Genomic DNA, 18434 nt, shown 5'->3' with positions numbered 1-18434 from the left:
CGAGGTAGCGCGCGGCCTAGGCCTCCCGGGCGATCCGCCACGCGCTGCGCACCAGTGGCAGCTGCAGCGGAAGCCGAGCCAGCGCGATGCTCCGCGCCGTGGGACGGTGCCAGTACTTCTGCACCGAGTAGATGTTCGCCGGGTAGACCGCGATCATCAGCGCCGCAGTGCACACCCCGCCCACCCGTCGGGTCGCAGGAACCGCCAGCAGGACTGCGCAGCCCAGCTCGGCGACGCCGCTGACGTAGGTGATCAGGCGGCGATTGCCCAGCTGCGGAGGCACGATCGAGTCGAAGACGGCGGGCCGCAGGAAATGCAGCACCCCGGTGGCTCCCAGGAGCCCAGCCATCGATGCGGCGCGCGCGGTGCTATTCATCAGATCCTCCAGAGCGGGGGTGTCGAGCTGGCGTGTTCGGGGCGGCGTGGACCGGATCGACGTCCGGTCCGGGGTGAGACACTGACCGGATGCCGATCCTGAAAGTGACTCGAGGCCTGTGGGGATCCTCTCATCCTGGACCAACCGTAGTGGTGACGACCCTCGCGGTGGCGCTCGCGGTCTCCGCCGGGCTGAGCCTGGATCGGATCCTGCTGCTCGGGCTGGCGGTCTTCCTGGGTCAGCTCTCGGTGGGGATCTCCAATGACGCCTTCGACGCGGAACGGGACCGCGCCGTCGGACGCGCTGACAAGCCGCTGGCCCGTGGGGATCTCAGCGTGCGCGCAGCCTGGACGGCGGCGATCGGGTGCCTGGTGCTGGGCCTGGCCCTCTCCGCACCCCTGGGGATGTGGCTGCTCGGCGCCCACGCGGTGTTCCTGGCGGCCTCCTGGGCCTATAACGCCGGGCTCAAGGCCAGCGTGTTCTCGCTGGCCCCCTTCATCCTGGCCTTCGGTCTGTTCCCCTCCTTCGCGACCCTCGCGGCCGAAGACCCCGGGTTCGCCGCACCCTGGGCCGGATTCGCCGGGGGTGCCCTAGGTGCCGCCATCCACCTGACCAATGTGCTGCCGGACCTCGACGACGACGCCCGCACCGGCATCACCGGCCTGCCGCACCGGCTCGGTGCGCGTCCCTCGGCCGCACTGGCCGCAGCCGCGGTGCTCGCCGGCGGGATCGCCGTGACGGCCGGGTCCGCCGGGTGGCAGCTGCAGCAGGTGCCGGTGATCTCCTGGGTGTTCTTCGCCGCGGTCGGCTCGGTGGCGCTGCTGGCGCTGGTGATGGCGGTGCGCGCCCGCTCGGGCCGGATGCTTTTTCGCCTCGTGATGCTGGCGGCACTGCTGCTCGCGGCACAGCTGGTGGTGGCCGGAGGCTCGCTCGCCGGTTGAGCCTCAGGATTCACCGACGGCGCCTCAGGCCACATCGGCTGAACCTCAGGAATTGCCGGCCGGACCTCGGGAGGCGGTGTCCAGGCCCATCGAGTAGGCGTGGGCGAACGCCTTTCCGGCGCCCGGGCCCAGCATCAGCCGCACCCCGGTGCGGCGCACAGCATCACCGGCCCCTGGCAGCGGACGGCCCAGCCGGGTGTTCAGCGCGGCGAGTCGGGCTGCCCGGCGTGCCGAGCGCAGCCGGGTCCGCTCCCATTCCCGCAGCGCGGCCTCCGGTGCCGCCCCGGTGTTCACCCAGGATGCCAGCAGCGGGGCCAGGGTCGCGGCGTCGAGCAGGCCCAGATTCATCCCCTGGCCCCCGATCGGGCTGACCTCATGCGCGGCGTCGCCGATCACCAGCAGTCGGCCCCGGCGCAGCGCCGGGGCGAGGAACCGGCGCACCCCGAAGCTGCTGACCTCCCCGGTGAGCTCCTGCCCGTGGGCGGCCAATCGGCGCTGCAGCCGGTCCCGCTGGGCTGCCGGGTCCTCAAGCGCAGGGTTCTGGGCGGCGCCAGCAGAGTCCCAGGCGACGAGCCGGCGTCGTCCCTGCGGCAGCGGGAAGGACTCCAACACACCACCGGGCTCCAGGTGCACAAGCGCAGTGTGTGCGGCCGAATGTTCCGGCAGCTGGTCCTGAGAGGTCTGGTCACCTGGCACCGGACGATTGGGCACAAGATCGTCGGAGATGAGGACATCGGTCATCAGGTATCGATCCGGGTAGGTGTGCGCCTGCGCGGATCGGTAGACCAGCTCCCTGGAACGCGGACCGCCGGCGAGCACCACCACCGGGGCGCGCCGGTCTCCGTGGCTGGTCTCCAGCTCGACATGGTCCGGGCAGGTGCGCACCGCGCTGACGCTGACGCCGCGCTGCGGGGGCGGGGCGGCCTGGGCGAACACCGCCTCGGTGCCGGACTGCGGAAGGGTGGCGACGAAGGGGAACCGGGTGGAGAGCCGGTCGAAGCGCACGACGCCGAGGAGTTCTCCCTGGGCCCGAGCTTCCCCTCGGGTGACCCGCACGGCCTGCTCCAGCAGGCCCGCGGTGAGACCGGAGTCCTCCAGAGCGGTGAGCACCGGAGCGTGGACTCCGATGGCGCGACTGGCGCCGCTGCCCTCGCTGCGCTGCTCCAGGATCTGAACATCGACCCCGGAACCGCGCAGCAGCGCGCCCAGCAGCAGCCCCACCGGACCGGCGCCCACCACGATCACCTCAGCCAAGACCGGGCGCTTCCGCGATCAGCCGGAACGCGGCGGGGGAGGTCACGGTCCACTCGGCGCCCAGCGCGGCGGAGAGCTCTTCGCGCCGGTAGCTGCGCCGGATCGAGCGCAGCCCGTCGGTGCGCAGGAACGTCCCGGGCGCGAGCGGGGTGATCCCGACGGCGTAGAGGCTGTAGGCCAGCCGGCTGCGGGCGATGTCGCTGTGCAGCACGGTGCCTGTGCACAGCTGCCGCGAGGCATGGCTGAAGTCGAGCAGGCCCGGGGCGTCCAGGTGGTGCAGCACGTGGTTGGAGATGACGACGTCGAAGCTCTCGCCCTGCCGCAGCAGCGCGTCCGCGTCCGCGCACAGGAACCTGACCTGCGCAGACTCCTCGACGCGCTGCTCTTCAGGGAGCTGGTCCTGCGTGTGCTGCTCTTGCGCGCCCAGGGCGGCGGCGTGCGCCCGTGGATCCGGATCGGCGCCGGTCCAGTGGACCTGCAGGCCGTCACGCCAGGCCAGGTGGGCCAGCCGGGTGACCACGTCCCCGCCGCCGGAGCCGAGGTCCAGCACCCGGGCCGGCCGGTGAAGACCGGTCAGCAGCGGGCGCAGCCGGCGCCGGTAGACCTGGTCCCAGCCGGAGATCAGCCGGTTGACCCGGTGGAAGCGGCGCAGCGTCGCCTCCAGCCGCACCGGGTCACAGTCGGGGTCATCCATGAGCTCACGCAGCTGCTCATCGCGGAGGGAGAGGTTGACCCGGCTCACCGGGTCACCGGGTCTTGCTCAGCAGGGCCGATTCCACGGTGAGACCGGGCCCGAAGGCCAGCGCCGCGATCCGCCCGCTCACCGAGGGATCGGCGAGGAGCTGGCGCAGGATGAACAGGATCGTGGCGCTGGACATGTTGCCGTGGTCGCGCAGCACCGCTCGAGAGGCATTCAGCGCAGAGGCCTCAAGCTCCAGCCCGGCCTCCACCCGGTCCAACACGCTGCGTCCTCCCGGGTGGACCGCCCAGCGGGCCGGCGCCGAATCTGCGCCGAGGAAGCGGTCCACGGCGGCGCGGATCTCCCGGCCGATGATCCGAGGCACCTCCGCGGAGAGCCGCATGTTGAACCCGCGGTCTCCGATGGTCCAGACCATATCGGACTCCCCCTGGTCAGTCAGGGCGGTGGCGAAGCGCTCCAGATCGAGGCCCCCGGGGAGACCGAGGTCCTGCCTGGCGGTGATCACTGCTGCGGCGGCCCCGTCGGCGAAGACCGAGGCGGCGACGATCTGCTCGGAGTCTGCGGTGTCGCGGATATGCAGCGAGCAGAGTTCCACACAGGCCACGAGCACCACGGCGTCCGGATCCGCGGCGGTGATCTGCGTGGCGCTGCGCAGGGCTGGCAGCGCCGCGGCGCAGCCCATGAATCCCAGGTGGCTGCGTGCCACGGTCTCAGGCAGGCCGAGGTCGCGGATCAGGCGGAAGTCCAAGCCGGGGGCGAAGAACCCGGTGCAGGAGACGGTGACCACGTGCGTGATCTGGTCGGCGTCGACCTCCGCCTCGGTCAGCGCGGACCGGGAGGCGTCGGCCGCCAGTTCCGGTGCGCTGTGCCGGTAGAGCTCATTGCGGGTGCCGGTGGTGGGGGAGAGCAGCCGGGCACCCTCGCCGACAAACACCCCGTCCTCGGCGCCGCCCAGACCGGTGAGCACGGTGTGGCGGTTCTCGATGCCGGCGGCGTCGAACGCTGCTCCGATGAGCCGCTGGGTCAGCCGGGTGGTGTCGGGCTGATCGGCGAAGAAGGCGCGCAGCTGGTGCTGCGGCACCGAGGTGGCCGGCAGGGCCGTGCCGATGGAGACGATGCGCGCGGACATGTCACCACTTAACCACGCCCCTGAGTGTCTCGGTCACAGGGAACTGGGCGAACTGACGGTAAATCTGGAAAAGGGCTTGTCGAAAAGAGGAATCTGGTATTTGATCATCGCGTGACGCCAGACTCTGTGCAGCCGGCGCGGGATGCCACGATCGACATCGCTAAGGCGCTGGCGATAATCCTGATTGTTCTCGGCCACGTATGGCGTGCCCTGGAACCGGCGGGGTTGGTGGAGGACCCGCTGCTGACCCAGGTGGACTCGGTGCTGTACATGTCTCACCTCGCCGTCTTCGCGTTTCTGGCGGGCCTCTTCGTCGCCTCGGGGATGCGTCGAGACGGAGCGTGGCGCTACGCCGCGGCCCGCTCGGTGACCTTCCTGTGGCTCTATACGCTGTGGTCCACGCTGCAGCTGGGGATGAAGATCGCTCTGGGCTCGGCGGTGAATGATCCGGTGCATCCGGCCGAGCTGCTGCGGATCTGGGAGCCGAAGGAGCAGTTCTGGTTCTTCGGCTGGATCACCCTGATGATGCTGCTCGCCGCCGCCTCGAGACCCTGGCGCAGCCCGCGGGCCGCCGTATTGACGCTGAGCCTGGCGGGCCTGGGATCCGCCGTGGTGTGGGGGCTGAACTGGAGGGTGCTCGGTGGTGAGGGGCTCGCGCTGAGCGTGTTCTTCTTCCTCGGCGTGGTGCTCACCGGCAGGCGCCTGCTCGGCTGGGTCCAGCGCGCCAGGGTCGGCCAAGCGGTGCTGCTGGTGCTCCTCGCCGGGTCGGTGTGGCTGTTCCTGGGGTCCACGCTGCTGGCCACCCCGCCCACGGCCTATGGCGGCAGCCGCACGGTGCCCAGCATCGCACTCGGTGTCCTCGCCTCGAGCGCTGGGGTGCTCACCATCGTGGCGGTGGCGCTGCTGCTGGCCCGGGTGGGGAGCAGGACCCGCTGGCTTGCCCGGATCGGGGAGCTCTCCCTGGTGATCTTCGTGGCTCACGTCTTCTTCACCGCGAGCGCGCGGATCGCGCTGAGCCTGCTGGGGGTCGATGCCCTGGTCGCCCATGTGGTCCTGCCGACGCTGTGCGGGGTGATCGGCCCGCTGCTGGTCTACGCCTCGGCCCAAAGGCTGGGTCAGGACTGGCTGTTCGAGGCTCCGGCGTGGTTGCGTCACCGCCTCCGGTCGGCGCGGAGAGCTTCTAGCTCGGCTGCTCCCGGGGCTGGGGCTCCTCGAACCCGGCAGGATCCATCCCGGTGATGTAGGCGGCCTGAGCGATGTGCGCCACGGCGTCCAGCGAGATGCTGATCAACCGGGCCGCCCGGGTCACCGGTGGGTTCCATCCGGCGTCGATCACCTCATCGAGGTCGGTTTCGCTCAGGGTCTCCTGGTAGGCGAGCTGGGCAGCGACGACGGCGCGCAGATGTTCCAGGAGCAGGTCCGGATCGCTGGCCTGGATTCTCCGCGCGTCGGTGCCGGTGTGGCCGAACCCCATCTCGTGCTCGTCCAGGTCCAGGGCGAACCGTGCGGCGAAGCCTTGGGCCGTCCAGACCGTCGGCTCTCCGGAGAGGCCGGCGAGCTGCTCATCGATCTCTCGCGCCGAGTGCCAGAGCAGCCAGGCGATGGAGTTGTCATGATGCGGGTGGGCGTTGAGCGCCTGCGCGGTCAGCGCCGGACGCAGATGCTGCGCCTGCTCCAACGGACGGCGCGCGATGTCGTGGAGAAGCTCGATGCTGTTCATCGTGGTCACCTTGTCGTCTGTATGTGGGGGGCAGGTCGGGTCATTCTGCGAGCAGCGTGCGCACGTGCTGGTGCAGCGTCGTCGTCGGGCGCCCCAGCAGGCGTGACAGGGTCCCGTCGGCACCGGCGAGCAGGCCGTCCCTGATGTTCGCGTCCAGGGCCGTGACGAAGCCTGCGGTGCCCTCGTCCAGGCCGAAGCTCAGCAGGGCGGCGAGGTGGTCCTCGGTGGAGAGCTGATCCACGCGGACTTCGCGTCCGGAGACCTCGGTGATGGTCGCTGCCAGCTCTTCGAAGTTCCAGGGGTGATCTCCGCTGAGCTCGAGGACGGCGCCGTCGTGATCCTCAGAGAGCAGCACCACGGCGGCTGCCTCCGCGTAGTCCCGGCGAGGGGCGCTGGCGATCCTGCCGTCCCCGGTGCTGGTGAGCAGGGCGCCGGTGGTGATTGCCTGCTGGATGGTCTCGTCGTAGTTCTCGGTGTACCAGCTGTTGCGCAGCACGGTGTGGGTCAGTCCGGAGGCGTCGAGGAGCTCCTCGGTGGCTTTGTGTTCTGGTGCGAGCACCAGGGTGGAGGTGGTCGCACCAGGGGCGCTGGTGTAGACCAGTGTCGCGTCGACCTTTCTGGCGGCGTCGATGACCGCGGCGTGCTGGGGGACGCGCCGGCCGACCTCGCTTCCGGAGATGAGCAGGATCTTCTCGGCATCGGCGAAGGCGGCGTCGAGTGTGGCGGGATCTTCGTAGTCGATCCGCGCGGTGCGCACTCCTAAGGCGGCGAGATCCTGCAGCGCGGCAGCGTTGCGACCTCCCGCGAGGATGTCCGAGGCTGTGGCCCCTCGGGCGAGGAGCTGCTCGATGATCTGGCGGCCAAGATGACCGGTGGCTCCGGTGACGACGATGCTCATGTCTTCTCCTCGAGATCTCGGCACCGGGGTGGTGCCTGCCTCAGAGTCAACCGCCGCTGAAGGTGATCGCTTCCCGAGGCAGGGCGTGAGCTCTGGTGCTGCGGCGCCGGGGCAGCGGTGGCCGGCTCACCGGAGTAGTTTGGCAGTGGCACGCTCCAAGGTTCTTTCGACCTCAGATTCTGGACGCTCGCGCAAGACCGCGAAGCCGACGATCATGAGTGGGAACGCGTCCCGGTAGACCTCGGCGCGGCGGACCGTCGGGGTCTCGGCCAGTTCCGTGATCAGGTCCCAGCCGTGCCAGTTCGCCAGGCTGGCAAGGTCTTCAGCCGGGTCATCCTCACTGGCCAGGTCCCAGTCGAGGACGCCGACCACTCTCCCGGACCGCCAATGGATGTTCATCCCGGCAAGGTCGCTGTGGTTGAAAGTCTGGTGTGATGCGGCCAGCGCATGAAGCGATTCCAGTGCGTCGAGTCTGTTCTGCGCCTGTGCACGCGCGGACTCTGGAAAGAGCGGAACAACCTGCTCACGCAACACCTCGCGCCAGGAGTCTCCGCCATAGAACGCGCGGGCCGGCGCCAGGAACGGTCTCAGGTCGTCGAGCGGAACGGCGTGAACCTCATCGAGAAGTGCTCGCAACACGTGCGGGTCCGCCGGCCCAGGTGGGTGGGGCTCTCCGGGGATCCGGATCACCGCGACTCCGGTGACACCGGCGTGGGTGCGTGGGGCCACCAGCGAGCGCGGGACCTCGAAGCTCAATCGAGGGAGTCTGTCCACGAGCCGCTGGCTCCGCTGCATCTGCCGGGCCGATTCGTCATCGCGCCCGATTCTCACCGCGACCTGGTCAGCGAGCACCACGAGAGACGATGATCCGACGTGGATCCATTGCCACCGTTCCGGGGCCGAGCGGTGGCCAGAGTCATGGAGGAGCTGTTCTACAAGCTCGATGACCACTTCACGGTCGGGCTCCACGTAGTCGATTCGCATCTCAGGCGACGGTCTCTGCGCCGTCGTGCCGTTTCCCAAGCCCTAAGGCCGCGAATACCCGGCGGCGCAGAAGCTGGTACTCGCTGCGGTGCGCGCGTGGACCCTCCGCCGGCCGGACGACGACACGCGGTTCCCCCACGGTGTGGCTGCTCGCGAATTGATCCCGAGTGAGGTCGACCTCGAGGCCACCTTGAAGCCGGTTCCAGTAATGGACCGAGCTCACTCCACCCACGCCGGCGCTGACGTCTGCGAGAAGCAGATCGCCACCGAAGAGGTCCTGGAGGACGAGAGCCGTCGGTCCGCACTGCCCATGCGAGGGGTTATCAGGGCTCCACTCGGGAAGGCTTCCAGGGGCCAGGCATGTGGTGTCGGCACCCCAGGCGTTTCGGAACGCGTGTTCCACTTCCAGGAGCGTGTGATTCATCGCGCCAGCCTACCCAGGGTTTCTCTGCGCGGTCATCATCCCGGACAGGGGACGTACCCCGGCTGCAAGCAGCCTAAGACTTGTGGAAGCTGGACTGACCCGCGCACCGCGCAGTGTTTGTCCAGATTCGCGAGCCGCGTCGACGTCGTCGTCGAGAACGTTCAGACCGCAAGGCGCTGGACGAGGGGACCACAGTGCCGTCCCGCCCTGTGCGAACGCTGAGCAGTCTCTTTTGGGGATGTGGTCTGCTGTTCGATCTTCGTTCACCGATCAGCGGCATGCCGGTCACATCGGTCCGTGAGGGTCAGGGCAGACCAGGCAAACACCGAAGGGATTCCCGTGCTCAACCACTCCGCGCCTCGCGTGACGTCCGCTGTCTCACTCCTTGCTCTTGCCGGGCTGGCGCTGGCTGCGTGCAGCAGCGAACCAGACGCCGCCGCCTCAGAACCATCGGGGGAGGGGCAGGAGGCATGCGGGACCGAGCCGCTGCGCTTCTCCGACACCGGGGTGGAGGGTCTGGAGGTCCTGCAGGTGGAGTTCGAGGACTTCCGGGCAGCCTTGGAGGAGGCAACAGAGCTGGAGATCGAGTTCCAGCCCATGTCCTCGCGGACCGCTGCGGCCACCGCGCTGGAGTTCGACGACCTCGACGTGCTGCTGACCGGGCCCGCGGAGTATGTGGTGCTCAAGCACGACGCGGACGCGCTGCCCATCGTGGGTGTCACCCGGGAGAACTACCAGGCAGCGATCTTCACCCGCACAGACTCCGACGCCGAGTCCGTCGAGGATCTCGCCGGCGGGCAGATCATCACCAAGGAGGTCGGGTCGACCTCGGGGCACCTTGGCCCGCTGGAAATGCTGGACTCTGCCGGCCTTGACCCGACGCTGGGTGACATCGAGGTCATTCCGCTGGCTGACACCCAGCTCGAAGCGTTTGCCGGCGGCGACGGGGACGCCCTCGGCAGCGGCATCTCCGACTTCGAAGAACTCCAGGACATGATGGGCGAAGATCAGGTCCAGATGCTCGAGGAGGGACCGGATCTTCCCAATGATCTCTTCGTTGCTCGCACCGGACTCGGCGAGGAGTGCGCTGACTACCTCAAGGCGTCCTTGCTGGAGAACCAGGAGGTGCTCCTGGAGGCCATCGTGGGGACCGGGGAGAACGATAAGTACATCGGCTCCGAGTTCGTCGATGCGCAGGATGGAGACTACGACCCGGTGCGCCGTTCCTTCGAGGCTGCCGGGTACTCCGACTACTCGCAGCTGCCTGACGAGAATGAACCAGCTGAAGCAGACGACGACGTCGAAGAAGACTGATGTCGGTGCGCGACCTCTCCGGACAGCCTCCGATCATCGAGGTCTCGGATCTGGCGAAGCGGTTCATCAACGGCACACAGGCCCTGAGCGGGATCAACTTCCAGGTCAACGCAGGTGAGACGGTGGTGCTCCTCGGAGCCAACGGTTCGGGCAAGTCGACCCTGCAGAAGTGCCTGACCAAGCTGGTCGAACCCACGTCCGGTTCAGTACGGGTTCTCGACACAGAGATCACCACTGCCGGGACTCGCGAGATCACCGCACTGCGGCGCCAGGTCGGAGTGGTGTTCCAAAGGATCAACCTGGTGCGGGAACTTTCGGTGATGACCAACGTCATCCACGGATCGCTGGGACGGGTGGGCAGCCCGCGGAACTGGTTCGCCGGGACCGCCCGGAAAGATCAGCGCGAGGAAGCCATGGAGGCCCTGGATCGTGTAGGGCTGGCACATGTGGCGCAGCGCCGGGCTGACGAGCTCTCCGGAGGTCAGCAGCAACGCGTCGCCATCGCGCGCATGCTCATGCAGCAGCCCAGGGTGGTTCTCGCTGATGAGCCTGTGGCGGCCCTGGACCCCAGGGCCGGGAGGTCGGTCATGGACCTTCTGTGGGAAATCACCGAGGAGCGAGGTCTGACCCTGCTCTGCACTCTGCACCAGTTAGAACTTGCCCGAGCCTACGGCCACCGGGTGATCGCCCTTCGCGACGGGGCCATGGATATGGACACCGTGATGTCCAAGGTGGCGGATGAACAGCTCCAGGGGCTCTACACCACCGAGGACCAGGGGGACTCTCCGTCTCACGAGGTCTTTGAAGGAGCCGCGTGATGACGTATCCCAGCAACGATGTTGCCCTGCGGAACCCACCGGCGACGCAGGGACCACCGATGGCTCCGCGCCGAAGCAAGCCTCCGCGCTGGTCCACCACCGTGATCGTGGTGATCCTCCTGGGAATCTCGGTCAACGGACTTATCCGCATGGACATCTCGATCGAGCGCCTGTTCCGCGCACCCGAGAACGTCTGGAGATTCCTCTCCGGGGCGTTCCCGCCCGATGCGCAGCGGTTTCCCAACTTCGCAGAAGCGATGCTGGAGACCATCGAGATCGCGCTGATCGGCACCATCATCGGGGTGGTGCTCAGCGTGCCCGCTGCCCTTCTGGCCGCACAGAACACCACCCCGTGGAAGCCGTTGGCGCATGCGGTGCGGTTCATGCTCACGTCGCTTCGCGCAATCCCCGACCTCGTCTGGGCCTTGATCTTCGTCATGGCCGTGGGCCTGGGTCCGCTGGCGGGGATCCTAGCGATCGCCGTGGACGTGATCGGCTTCGCCGGACGATTCTTCGCCGAGCGGATCGAGGAGGTTGAGCGCGGGCCCATCGACGCGTTGCGCTCCACCGGGGCCAACGAGATCTCAATCGTGGTCGGGGCCGTGCTGCCGGCATCATTCGCCTCGTTCACCGCGACCAGCCTCTATTGCCTGGAGAAGTCGATCCGCGGTGCCACCGTGCTGGGGATGGTCGGTGCAGGTGGCATCGGCGGGGAGCTGACCACGGCATTCACTCTGCGCCAATTCGACACGGCATTCGCGATCATCCTCATGATCCTGGTCGTGGTGCTGCTTGCTGAGCAGCTCAGCGCCATGGTCCGACGCAGGATGCTGGGAGCGGACCAGCTTACGCGCGCTGTGTGAACTCCCATCTCCAACCGGGTGAGCGGGTTTCGGGTGTTGCTCCGGTCACGGGACGCCGAACGTGCTGAAATGGGCTGCTCAGGGGGTTTCTCATGCCGAGCCTATGAACGGGAGTCCACGCAATGCAGACAGCGCCCTATGACAGTTTCGCTGCGGCCTACGCGGCAGACAACGAATCCAACTTCGTGAACGGGCACTATGAGCGCCCCGCGATGATCGATCTGGCGGGTGATGTGGCCGGGCGCCGGGTGCTCGACGCCGGCTGCGGCTCCGGGCCTCTGGCGGCTGCGCTGATCGACCGGGGCGCCGACGTCGTCGGCTTCGACCTGAGCCCGGAGATGGTGGAGATTGCGCGCCAGCGACTCGGTGCGGACGCGGACCTGCGCGTGGCCGACCTCGGCGAGCCACTGCCCTACCCGGATGATTCCTTCGACGACGTGGTCGGCTCCCTGGTGCTGCACTACCTCGAGGACTGGACGGCGGCGCTGGCGGAGCTGCACCGTGTGCTCAAGCCCGGCGGCAGGCTGATCCTCTCGGTCAACCACCCCTACGCCTACATGCTGAATCACCCGAAGGCCGATTACTTCGCGAGGACCCAGTTCTCCGATGAGTTCACTTTCGCGGGTCAGGAGGCGACGCTGACCTACTGGCACCGCCCGCTGCCGGCGATCACCGCGGCGTTCACGCAGGCCGGCTTCGAGATCTCCTCGATCACCGAACCGCCCTATGACCCGAACACTCCGCTGGAGCTGATCCCACCGCCACTGGTGGGGCGTTCCTTCATCTGCTTCATGTTCTTCGTGCTCGAGGCGCGGAGCTAGCTGCTCGAGTCAGGGTCTCGGCCCGGGAGGCCTAACCAGGCGAGCGCGGCGCAGGCAGCGAACACGAGGCTTCCTGAGGCGGTTGGCAGCCGGATATCGACTCCAGCCAGCAACCCACCGAGGGCGGAGCCGATGGCCAGTCCGAGCAGGCTCACCACGCTTGTCGCGGCACCGACCCGCCCGAGGAGCTCGCCTGGCACCAGCCACTGGCGCAACGACGTGGCGCAGATGTTCCACAGCACCGCATGAAATATGTACAGAGCCAGCAGGATCGCGGCGAGCATCGGTGCCGATGTCCAGGCCAAGCAGGCGAGGCTCAATGATCCGAGTGCGAGGCTGGCTGTGATGAGAGTCCTGTAGTTCCACCGACGCCGCAGTCGAGGGACGAGCAGGGCAGCAAGGAGCCCGCCGAGCGCCGATCCGGCGAGCATGAGCCCATAGCCGAAGCTCGCCAGATCAAGTCGGTCTTGAGCGAAGATCACCAAGACCGAGAAGGGCAGCATGTACCCCGCGCTGGCGAGCCCGCCGATCAACGACAGCTTGCCGATGGTCCGGTGTCCGGTGAGCCACCGTGCGCCCTCCGCGACCTGCGTGCCGAACGCCTGCCGCGACTCAGCCCGCGCCTTCGGATCGTCGCTCCTGGGCAGAGCGAGAGCAAGTACGCCGGCCGCGGCCCAGACTCCGCCCATGACGTAGACCGGCAGAACAGCGGCCACGGTGAAGAGAAGGCCGCCCAGCGGTGGGCCGACGAACTCGTCGCTGATCAGCTGGACACTGGCGATGCGAGAGTTCGCCCGGTCGAGTGCAGGTTTGGGCACCACGCCGGGCAGCATGGCCACGGCCGCGCCATCCGCCAGGCTCTCCAGGGTCGCCACGACCGCCATCACTGTGTAGAGCGCCAGCAAAGAGGCAGCGCCGAACTGGATGCTGGCAGCTAGGAGCACCAGTGCCAGTCCTCGGAGGAGATTGGCGCTGACCATGAGGGACCGGCGATCCAGCTGATCCACGTAGACACCGATGGGCAGCACGACCAAGAGCCGCGTGAGGGCGTACATGGTTGCCAGCCCAGCGATCCACAGCGGATCGTCCGTCATCGAGGCGGCCAGGAGCGGCATCGTGACGAAGGCCAGGCCGTCTGAGAGGTTCGAGAGACCACTGGCGCCCAGCAGCACGCGGAATCGACGGCCCAGACTCATCATTGAACTTAACCACACTCTCGGTGCGCGTCTCCTTGAGCGCGGGTCTGCGCGTCCGTGGAGTTCCGCCCACACTGGCACCACTGACGAGCCCGTGCTGCGATCGCCGCCTTGGGGTCTGCAGGAGAAAGTCCGGGTGCTGCGCTGAGCGGTGGCCGCGTGCTCAGTCCTCGGTCGCTGTGAGTATGTCCGCGAGACCGACCAGGTGTTCTGCTTCGATCTCCGGCGCCTGGAAGTAACTCGGGTACGCGGCCCCGGTCCGGTTGATCCACGCGGTGCGAAGACCCGCGGCGGCGGCCCCGTGGATGTCCCAGGGGTGCACCGCGACCAGCATCAGCTCCTGCGCCTCCCGAGCGATCTGCCGCACGGCGTAGTCGTAGGCCTCTCGCGCAGGTTTCCACCGGGGTGCGTCCTGGACGCTGAGGCATTGCGCGAAGAGCCCGCGCACACCGCCGGACTCCAGCAGGGCCTCCGCGATCGCCGCAGAGCCGTTGCTGAGCGTGACCAGCTCGGCGGTCTGGCTCAAGGCGGTGACGCCCGGCGCGACGTCGGGGTGAAGGTCCAGATGCTTGAAGACCTTAAGGATGCGATCCGCGCTCTCCTCGCCATCCCGCGGCGCAGGCGACGCAGCCAGATGGCGGAGCAGCGCGTCGCGCGCGATCGTGACGAAGTCCGGATTCACCCCGGTGGTGGTCAGCGCGAACCCGTCGCGGAGCACCTCTGAGAACCACAACGACGCCGCGCCGGGTGGCAGCCCGGCGTCTTCGAACGCCCCCGCCAGGGGACGCATGTCGGAGAGCGTCTCGTTGACGTCGAAGACCAGCACGGCAGGCACGGGAGTCATAGCTCTCTTCCTACCACGGGGTGCACCGCTGGGGCCCGGGGCCAGGCCCGGCGCGCAGGCCTGCCCCCGCAGCTGCTGGCAGGGTCAGGCTCGGGGGTTCACCAGGATCTTGACGTGCTGTTCGTTGTTGTTGATCAGCTGATCGAACCCCTCGGAGACCAGCCCGTCGAGACCGATCCGACCGGTGATGAACGGGCCCAGGTCGATCTTGCCCTGCTCGACGAGTTCGATCACGCGCCGATGATCATTGGCATAACCGATGGTGCCCAGCAGGGCGATCTCCTTGAGCACCAGCTTCGGCATGTCGACCTCCGGCTTGTGGCCCCAGATCGAGACGTTCACGATGGTTCCGGCGGGTCGCACCGCGTCCAGGAGCATGTCCAGGACCACCGGCACGGAGGAGCATTCGAAGCCGACGTCGGCCCCGCGGCCTCCGGTGCGGCTCCGGACCTCCGCGGCGACGTCGACCTCGCGCGGATCAAAAACCTCATCGGCCACCCCGGTCTCCCGGGCCTTGGCCTTGCGCGCCTCGGAGAGCTCCGAGACGAAGACGGTGAGCCCCTGAGCTTTGAGCACCGCGGAGGTGAGCAGCCCGATGGGTCCGGCGCCGCCGACGATCGCGACGTCCCCGGCCTTGGCCCCGGACCGGATGAAGGCGTGGTGGCCCACGGCGAGCGGTTCGATCAGTGCGGCGTGGTCCAAGGCGACGTGGTCCGCGATCGGGTGCACCCAGCGGCGTTCCACGACGATCTTCTCGCTGAGTCCGCCGCCGCGCCCGCCGAGGCCGATGAAGTTCATATTCGGTGAGAGCTGGTAGTCCACTCCGGGCTTGACCTCGACATCGTCTCCGAGGATGTAGGGCTCCACCACCACCTTCTGGCCGGGGCCGAGATCGTCGACGTCGGCCGCCACCTCGGTGACCGTGCCGGAGAACTCGTGGCCCATCGTGACCGGCGCGGACTCGCCGGAGAGCGGGTGTGGGTGGCCGTGGGCCGGGACGAAGATCGGGCCTTCCAGATACTCGTGCAGATCAGTGCCGCAGATCCCGCACCAGGCGACGTCGATGGCCACGTGTCCCGGTTTCAGCGGGGGTTCGTCGATGTCTTCGATGCGGATGTCTTTGCGATCGTAGAAGCGTGCTGCGCGCATGATGCTCATCTCCTGAGGGGTCGGTCCGAGGCTGGCTGGACGCTCGCAGACTACTCCTCGCACCCTGGCAGAGGACCAGGTTTCAAGGACGAAAAACAGTCTGCACCGTGGCGAAGAAAGTGTGGCTCCTCACGCGAATCGAGATAGTTGTGTGTTTCACTATTCCCTGGGCACGACGATTCGCCGCGACCCCGGTCGCGGCAGTGCTCTGCCGTGGACCGTCCATCACCGTTAAGGACGTGAAACATGGCATCTTCTGGACAGCGGCGCCGCGCCTTCAGCGCGGTCGGCCTCACCGCATCTCTCGCACTGGTGCTCGCATCATGTGCAGACACCGAGAACATCGACGGTGGAGGAGGCACCGAGGGCGAAGGCGGCGGCAGCATCTCCGTCGGCACCACCGACGTCGTGACCTCGCTGGATCCTGCCGGCTCCTACGACAACGGTTCGTTCTCTGTGCAGAACCAGGTGTACCCCTTCCTGCTGAACACCCCCTACGGCAGCCCGGACGTCGAGCCGGACATCGCCGAGTCGGCCGAGTTCACCGAACCCACGCAGTACACCGTCACGCTCAAAGAGGGTCTGACCTTCGCCAACGGCAACGAGCTGACATCCTCGGATGTGAAGTTCAGCTTCGACCGTCAGCTGGAGATCGCCGACCCCAACGGTCCCTCCTCGCTGCTGTACAACCTGGAGAGCGTTGAAGCGCCAGATGATCTCACCGTGGTCTTCAACCTCGCGAGCGAAGATGACCAGACCTTCCCGCAGATCCTCTCCTCTCCGGTGGGACCGATTGTGGATGAGGAGGTCTTTTCCGCCACCGAGCTCACCCCTTCCGAGGACATCGTCGAGGGCAACGCCTTCGCCGGGCAGTATGCCATCACCGACTACACCGAGAACGAGCTCATCCGCTATCAGGCATTCGAGGACTACAACGGTCTGCTCGAAGCTCCGGAGACCGACGTCGTCACCGCCCAGTACTTCACCGAGGAGACGCAGCTCAAGCTCGCCGTGCAGCAAGGCGATGTCGACCTGGCCTACCGCAACCTGAGCCCCACCGACCTCGGTGACCTGCGCGAGGACGAGAACGTCACCGTCCACGACGGTCCGGGCGGAGAGATCCGCTACATCGTCTTCGATTTCAACTCACAGCCCTTCGGTGCTGAGACCGAGGACGCCGACGAGGACCAGGCCCTGGCCGTGCGCCAGGCGGCTGCGGACCTTTTGGACCGTGAGGCGCTCAGCGAGGAGATCTACCAGGGCACCTATACCCCGCTCTACTCCTACGTCCCGGAGGGTCTGACCGGCGCCAACGAGCCGCTGCTGGAGATGTACGGCGACGGTGAGGGCGGCCCGGACGCAGAGGCCGCCGCTGCGGTCCTGGAAGAGGCCGGCATCGAGACCCCGGTCGAGCTGAACCTGCAGTACAGCCCGGATCACTACGGCAGCTCCTCGGACGAGGAGTACGCCATGATCGAGAGCCAGCTCGAGGCCGACGGCCTCTTCGAGGTGAACCTGCAGTCCACGCTCTGGGACACCTATAACGCCGAGCGTGTCGAGGGCGTCTATCCGGCCTACCAGCTCGGCTGGTTCCCGGACTATTCAGATGCTGACAACTACCTCAGCCCGTTCTTCCAGGAGGACAACTTCCTGGTCAACGGATACTCCGACAGCGAGGTCCAGGAGACCATTCTGGAGCAGTCCAGCACCGCCGTTGAAGCCGAGCGCACTGCGCTGATCGAAGAGGCCCAGGAGCTGGTGGCTGAGGATCTCTCCACGCTGCCGTACCTTCAGGGCGCGCAGGTCGCGGTGTCGGGCAACGACATCACCGGCGTCACCCTGGATGCCTCGTTCAAGTTCCGCTACGCCCCGCTGTCTCGCTGAGTCCCCGGACCACCGAGAGAGCCTGAGAGAAGAGGACCAGCGTGACCGTCGCTGCACAAACCACCCCTACCACCGCTCCCGGGAAGAGTTCCGGCGGCGGAGGTCTGGGCCGCTACATCCTGGTGCGATTCCTGTTGATCATCCCCACCGTGTTCATCCTGGTGACGCTGGTCTTCTTCCTCATGCGCGTGGTCGGTGACCCGATCTCCGCCTCCGTGGGCGGGCGGCTGACCCCCGCCCAGCTCGACGCCCGGCTGGCTGAGGCCGGCTACGACCGGCCGGTGCTGGTGCAGTACTTCGAATACATCGGTCAGATCTTCACCGGTGACTTCGGGCGCACCCTGACGGACAACCGTGAGATCAGTGAAATCCTGGTCACCTACGGCACGGGAACCCTGGAACTGGTCTTCTACGCCTTGGTGGTCGCCCTGGTGGTGGGCATCCCGCTGGGCCGCTTCGCCGCCTACCACCGGGACCAGATCCCCGACGCCGCGCTGCGCATCTTCGCGATCCTCTGCTATGCCACCCCGGTGTTCTTCGCCGCGCTGCTGCTGAAGCTGGTGTTCTCGGTCTGGCTGGGCTGGTTCCCGCTGGGCGGACGCGCCAGCACCGAGACTCAGCTGGTGCTGGACCGGATCTCCGGCTCATCCGGGATCAACATCATCGATGCCCTGCGCACCGGACGCTGGGACCTGATCTCGGATGTGCTCTCCCACGCCGTGCTTCCTGCCGTGGCCCTGGGGCTGCTCACAGCCGGGGTCTTCCTGCGACTCGTGCGGACCAACCTGATCGGCACCCTCTCCATGGACTATGTCGACGCCGCGCGCTCACGCGGCGTGCGGGAAGGTCGACTGCTGCGCAAGCACGCCTATAAGCCCGCGCTGATCCCGATCATCACCGTGATGGGCATGCAGATCGCGTTGATGCTGGGAGGCGCGATCCTCACCGAGACCGCCTTCGGCTGGCGTGGGCTGGGCTTCCAGCTGGCGCAGTACCTCGGCGCCCGGGACTTCGTCGCGGTCCAGGGCATTGTGGCGCTGCTCGCCGTGATCGTCGCCCTGACCAACTTCATCGTCGACGTCATCGCCGCCTTGATCGACCCCCGAGTGAGGTACTGAG

At 67.5% G+C, this 18434-nt stretch carries 19 protein-coding genes; 8 read left to right on the top strand and 11 right to left on the bottom strand.

Going from position 1 to position 18434, the window contains the following annotated elements; all coding sequences use genetic code 11:
• Nucleotides 1-16 precede the first annotated feature (16 nt).
• Complete coding sequence (locus tag HNR11_RS03905) at nt 17-376, bottom strand: DoxX family protein (protein WP_246310307.1); 360 nt, start codon at nt 374-376, stop codon at nt 17-19.
• A 152-nt stretch (nt 377-528) separates the two neighbouring features.
• Between HNR11_RS03905 and HNR11_RS03900 the strand changes: the two genes are divergently transcribed.
• A complete protein-coding gene (locus HNR11_RS03900) occupies nt 529-1317 on the top strand; it encodes a UbiA family prenyltransferase (protein WP_343050580.1) in 789 nt (262 codons plus the stop codon).
• Nucleotides 1318-1362: 45 nt separating this feature from the next.
• On the opposite strand, the gene HNR11_RS03895 is transcribed toward HNR11_RS03900, so the two are convergent.
• Genes HNR11_RS03895 through HNR11_RS03885 form a run of 3 tightly spaced genes read right to left on the bottom strand, consistent with a single transcriptional unit; the run spans nt 1363 to nt 4400 of the window.
• Entirely contained in the window at nt 1363-2562 is a 1200-nt protein-coding gene (locus tag HNR11_RS03895) for an FAD-dependent oxidoreductase (RefSeq protein WP_343050690.1), read from the bottom strand.
• 1 nt (nt 2563) lies between these two features.
• A complete protein-coding gene (locus HNR11_RS03890; RefSeq protein ID WP_343050579.1) occupies nt 2564-3313 on the bottom strand; it encodes a methyltransferase domain-containing protein in 750 nt (249 codons plus the stop codon).
• Nucleotides 3314-3317: 4 nt separating this feature from the next.
• Nucleotides 3318-4400, bottom strand: coding sequence for a type III polyketide synthase (locus HNR11_RS03885; RefSeq protein WP_179441216.1), 1083 nt, complete (start codon nt 4398-4400; stop codon nt 3318-3320).
• Between the two features lie 111 nt (nt 4401-4511).
• Here HNR11_RS03885 and HNR11_RS03880 point away from each other — a divergent pair, with 111 nt between their 5' ends.
• Nucleotides 4512-5639: an acyltransferase family protein gene (locus tag HNR11_RS03880; RefSeq protein ID WP_179441215.1), complete on the top strand. Its 1128-nt coding sequence runs from the start codon at nt 4512-4514 to the stop codon at nt 5637-5639.
• Here the strand turns inward: HNR11_RS03880 and HNR11_RS03875 are convergent.
• From HNR11_RS03875 to HNR11_RS03860, 4 genes are all read right to left on the bottom strand, one after another.
• Nucleotides 5581-6120, bottom strand: coding sequence for a mycothiol transferase (locus tag HNR11_RS03875; RefSeq protein ID WP_179441214.1), 540 nt, complete (start codon nt 6118-6120; stop codon nt 5581-5583). The two genes, HNR11_RS03880 and HNR11_RS03875, sit on opposite strands and share 59 nt — an antisense overlap.
• A 40-nt stretch (nt 6121-6160) precedes the next feature.
• Nucleotides 6161-7018 carry an SDR family oxidoreductase gene (locus tag HNR11_RS03870; RefSeq protein ID WP_179441213.1) on the bottom strand — a complete coding sequence of 286 codons (858 nt, stop codon included), beginning with the start codon at nt 7016-7018 and terminating at the stop codon, nt 6161-6163.
• 126 nt (nt 7019-7144) lie between these two features.
• Entirely contained in the window at nt 7145-8002 is an 858-nt protein-coding gene (locus tag HNR11_RS03865) for a phosphotransferase family protein (protein ID WP_179441212.1), read from the bottom strand.
• Between the two features lies 1 nt (nt 8003).
• Nucleotides 8004-8426, bottom strand: coding sequence for a YunG family protein (locus HNR11_RS03860; RefSeq protein WP_179441211.1), 423 nt, complete (start codon nt 8424-8426; stop codon nt 8004-8006).
• Between the two features lie 363 nt (nt 8427-8789).
• Here HNR11_RS03860 and HNR11_RS03855 point away from each other — a divergent pair, with 363 nt between their 5' ends.
• The 4 genes from HNR11_RS03855 to HNR11_RS03840 all read left to right on the top strand — a co-directional run bounded on the left by HNR11_RS03855 (nt 8790) and on the right by HNR11_RS03840 (nt 12242).
• Nucleotides 8790-9740 carry a PhnD/SsuA/transferrin family substrate-binding protein gene (locus HNR11_RS03855; protein WP_179441210.1) on the top strand — a complete coding sequence of 317 codons (951 nt, stop codon included), beginning with the start codon at nt 8790-8792 and terminating at the stop codon, nt 9738-9740.
• Nucleotides 9740-10558, top strand: a complete 819-nt coding sequence (gene phnC / locus HNR11_RS03850) for a phosphonate ABC transporter ATP-binding protein (RefSeq protein ID WP_179441209.1) — start codon at nt 9740-9742, stop codon at nt 10556-10558. Before HNR11_RS03855 ends, phnC begins: the two co-directional genes overlap by 1 nt.
• On the top strand, nt 10558-11421 hold the full coding sequence (gene phnE / locus HNR11_RS03845; protein ID WP_179441208.1) for a phosphonate ABC transporter, permease protein PhnE: 864 nt from the start codon (nt 10558-10560) through the stop codon (nt 11419-11421). The genes phnC and phnE overlap by 1 nt, the downstream gene beginning before the upstream one ends.
• 122 nt (nt 11422-11543) lie before the next feature.
• Entirely contained in the window at nt 11544-12242 is a 699-nt protein-coding gene (locus tag HNR11_RS03840; protein WP_179441207.1) for a class I SAM-dependent methyltransferase, read from the top strand.
• Here HNR11_RS03840 and HNR11_RS03835 read toward each other — a convergent pair.
• From HNR11_RS03835 to HNR11_RS03825, 3 genes are all read right to left on the bottom strand, one after another.
• A complete protein-coding gene (locus HNR11_RS03835) occupies nt 12239-13441 on the bottom strand; it encodes an MFS transporter (protein WP_246310305.1) in 1203 nt (400 codons plus the stop codon). The two genes, HNR11_RS03840 and HNR11_RS03835, sit on opposite strands and share 4 nt — an antisense overlap.
• A gap of 160 nt (nt 13442-13601) precedes the next feature.
• On the bottom strand, nt 13602-14282 hold the full coding sequence (locus HNR11_RS03830) for a haloacid dehalogenase type II (RefSeq protein ID WP_179441206.1): 681 nt from the start codon (nt 14280-14282) through the stop codon (nt 13602-13604).
• An 84-nt stretch (nt 14283-14366) separates the two neighbouring features.
• A complete protein-coding gene (locus HNR11_RS03825; protein ID WP_179441205.1) occupies nt 14367-15431 on the bottom strand; it encodes a 2,3-butanediol dehydrogenase in 1065 nt (354 codons plus the stop codon).
• Nucleotides 15432-15677: 246 nt separating this feature from the next.
• Here HNR11_RS03825 and HNR11_RS03820 point away from each other — a divergent pair, with 246 nt between their 5' ends.
• Both HNR11_RS03820 and HNR11_RS03815 read left to right on the top strand, forming a co-directional pair.
• Nucleotides 15678-17315: an ABC transporter substrate-binding protein gene (locus tag HNR11_RS03820; protein WP_179441204.1), complete on the top strand. Its 1638-nt coding sequence runs from the start codon at nt 15678-15680 to the stop codon at nt 17313-17315.
• Between the two features lie 41 nt (nt 17316-17356).
• Nucleotides 17357-18433, top strand: coding sequence for an ABC transporter permease (locus tag HNR11_RS03815; protein WP_343050578.1), 1077 nt, complete (start codon nt 17357-17359; stop codon nt 18431-18433).
• The last annotated feature ends 1 nt before the right edge of the window (nt 18434 follow it).

The sequence above is a fragment of the Nesterenkonia sandarakina genome (genome assembly GCF_013410215.1).
GTDB classification, from domain to species: Bacteria; Actinomycetota; Actinomycetes; order Actinomycetales; family Micrococcaceae; genus Nesterenkonia; species Nesterenkonia sandarakina.
This window is presented reverse-complemented; position numbering and strand designations above follow the sequence as displayed.

Bases quoted from the DNA above. Each gene is read 5' to 3' on its own strand.
- HNR11_RS03825 (WP_179441205.1), bottom strand. From the start codon at position 15,431: ATGCGCGCAGCACGCTTCTACGATCGCAAAGACATCCGCATCGAAGAC.
- HNR11_RS03905 (WP_246310307.1), bottom strand. From the start codon at position 376: ATGAATAGCACCGCGCGCGCCGCATCGATGGCTGGGCTCCTGGGAGCC.
- HNR11_RS03870 (WP_179441213.1), bottom strand. From the start codon at position 7,018: ATGAGCATCGTCGTCACCGGAGCCACCGGTCATCTTGGCCGCCAGATC.
- phnE (WP_179441208.1), top strand. From the start codon at position 10,558: ATGACGTATCCCAGCAACGATGTTGCCCTGCGGAACCCACCGGCGACG.
- HNR11_RS03840 (WP_179441207.1), top strand. From the start codon at position 11,544: ATGCAGACAGCGCCCTATGACAGTTTCGCTGCGGCCTACGCGGCAGAC.
- HNR11_RS03875 (WP_179441214.1), bottom strand. From the start codon at position 6,120: ATGAACAGCATCGAGCTTCTCCACGACATCGCGCGCCGTCCGTTGGAG.
- phnC (WP_179441209.1), top strand. From the start codon at position 9,740: ATGTCGGTGCGCGACCTCTCCGGACAGCCTCCGATCATCGAGGTCTCG.
- HNR11_RS03820 (WP_179441204.1), top strand. From the start codon at position 15,678: ATGGCATCTTCTGGACAGCGGCGCCGCGCCTTCAGCGCGGTCGGCCTC.
- HNR11_RS03865 (WP_179441212.1), bottom strand. From the start codon at position 8,002: ATGCGAATCGACTACGTGGAGCCCGACCGTGAAGTGGTCATCGAGCTT.
- HNR11_RS03835 (WP_246310305.1), bottom strand. From the start codon at position 13,441: ATGATGAGTCTGGGCCGTCGATTCCGCGTGCTGCTGGGCGCCAGTGGT.
- HNR11_RS03860 (WP_179441211.1), bottom strand. From the start codon at position 8,426: ATGAATCACACGCTCCTGGAAGTGGAACACGCGTTCCGAAACGCCTGG.
- HNR11_RS03885 (WP_179441216.1), bottom strand. From the start codon at position 4,400: ATGTCCGCGCGCATCGTCTCCATCGGCACGGCCCTGCCGGCCACCTCG.
- HNR11_RS03830 (WP_179441206.1), bottom strand. From the start codon at position 14,282: ATGACTCCCGTGCCTGCCGTGCTGGTCTTCGACGTCAACGAGACGCTC.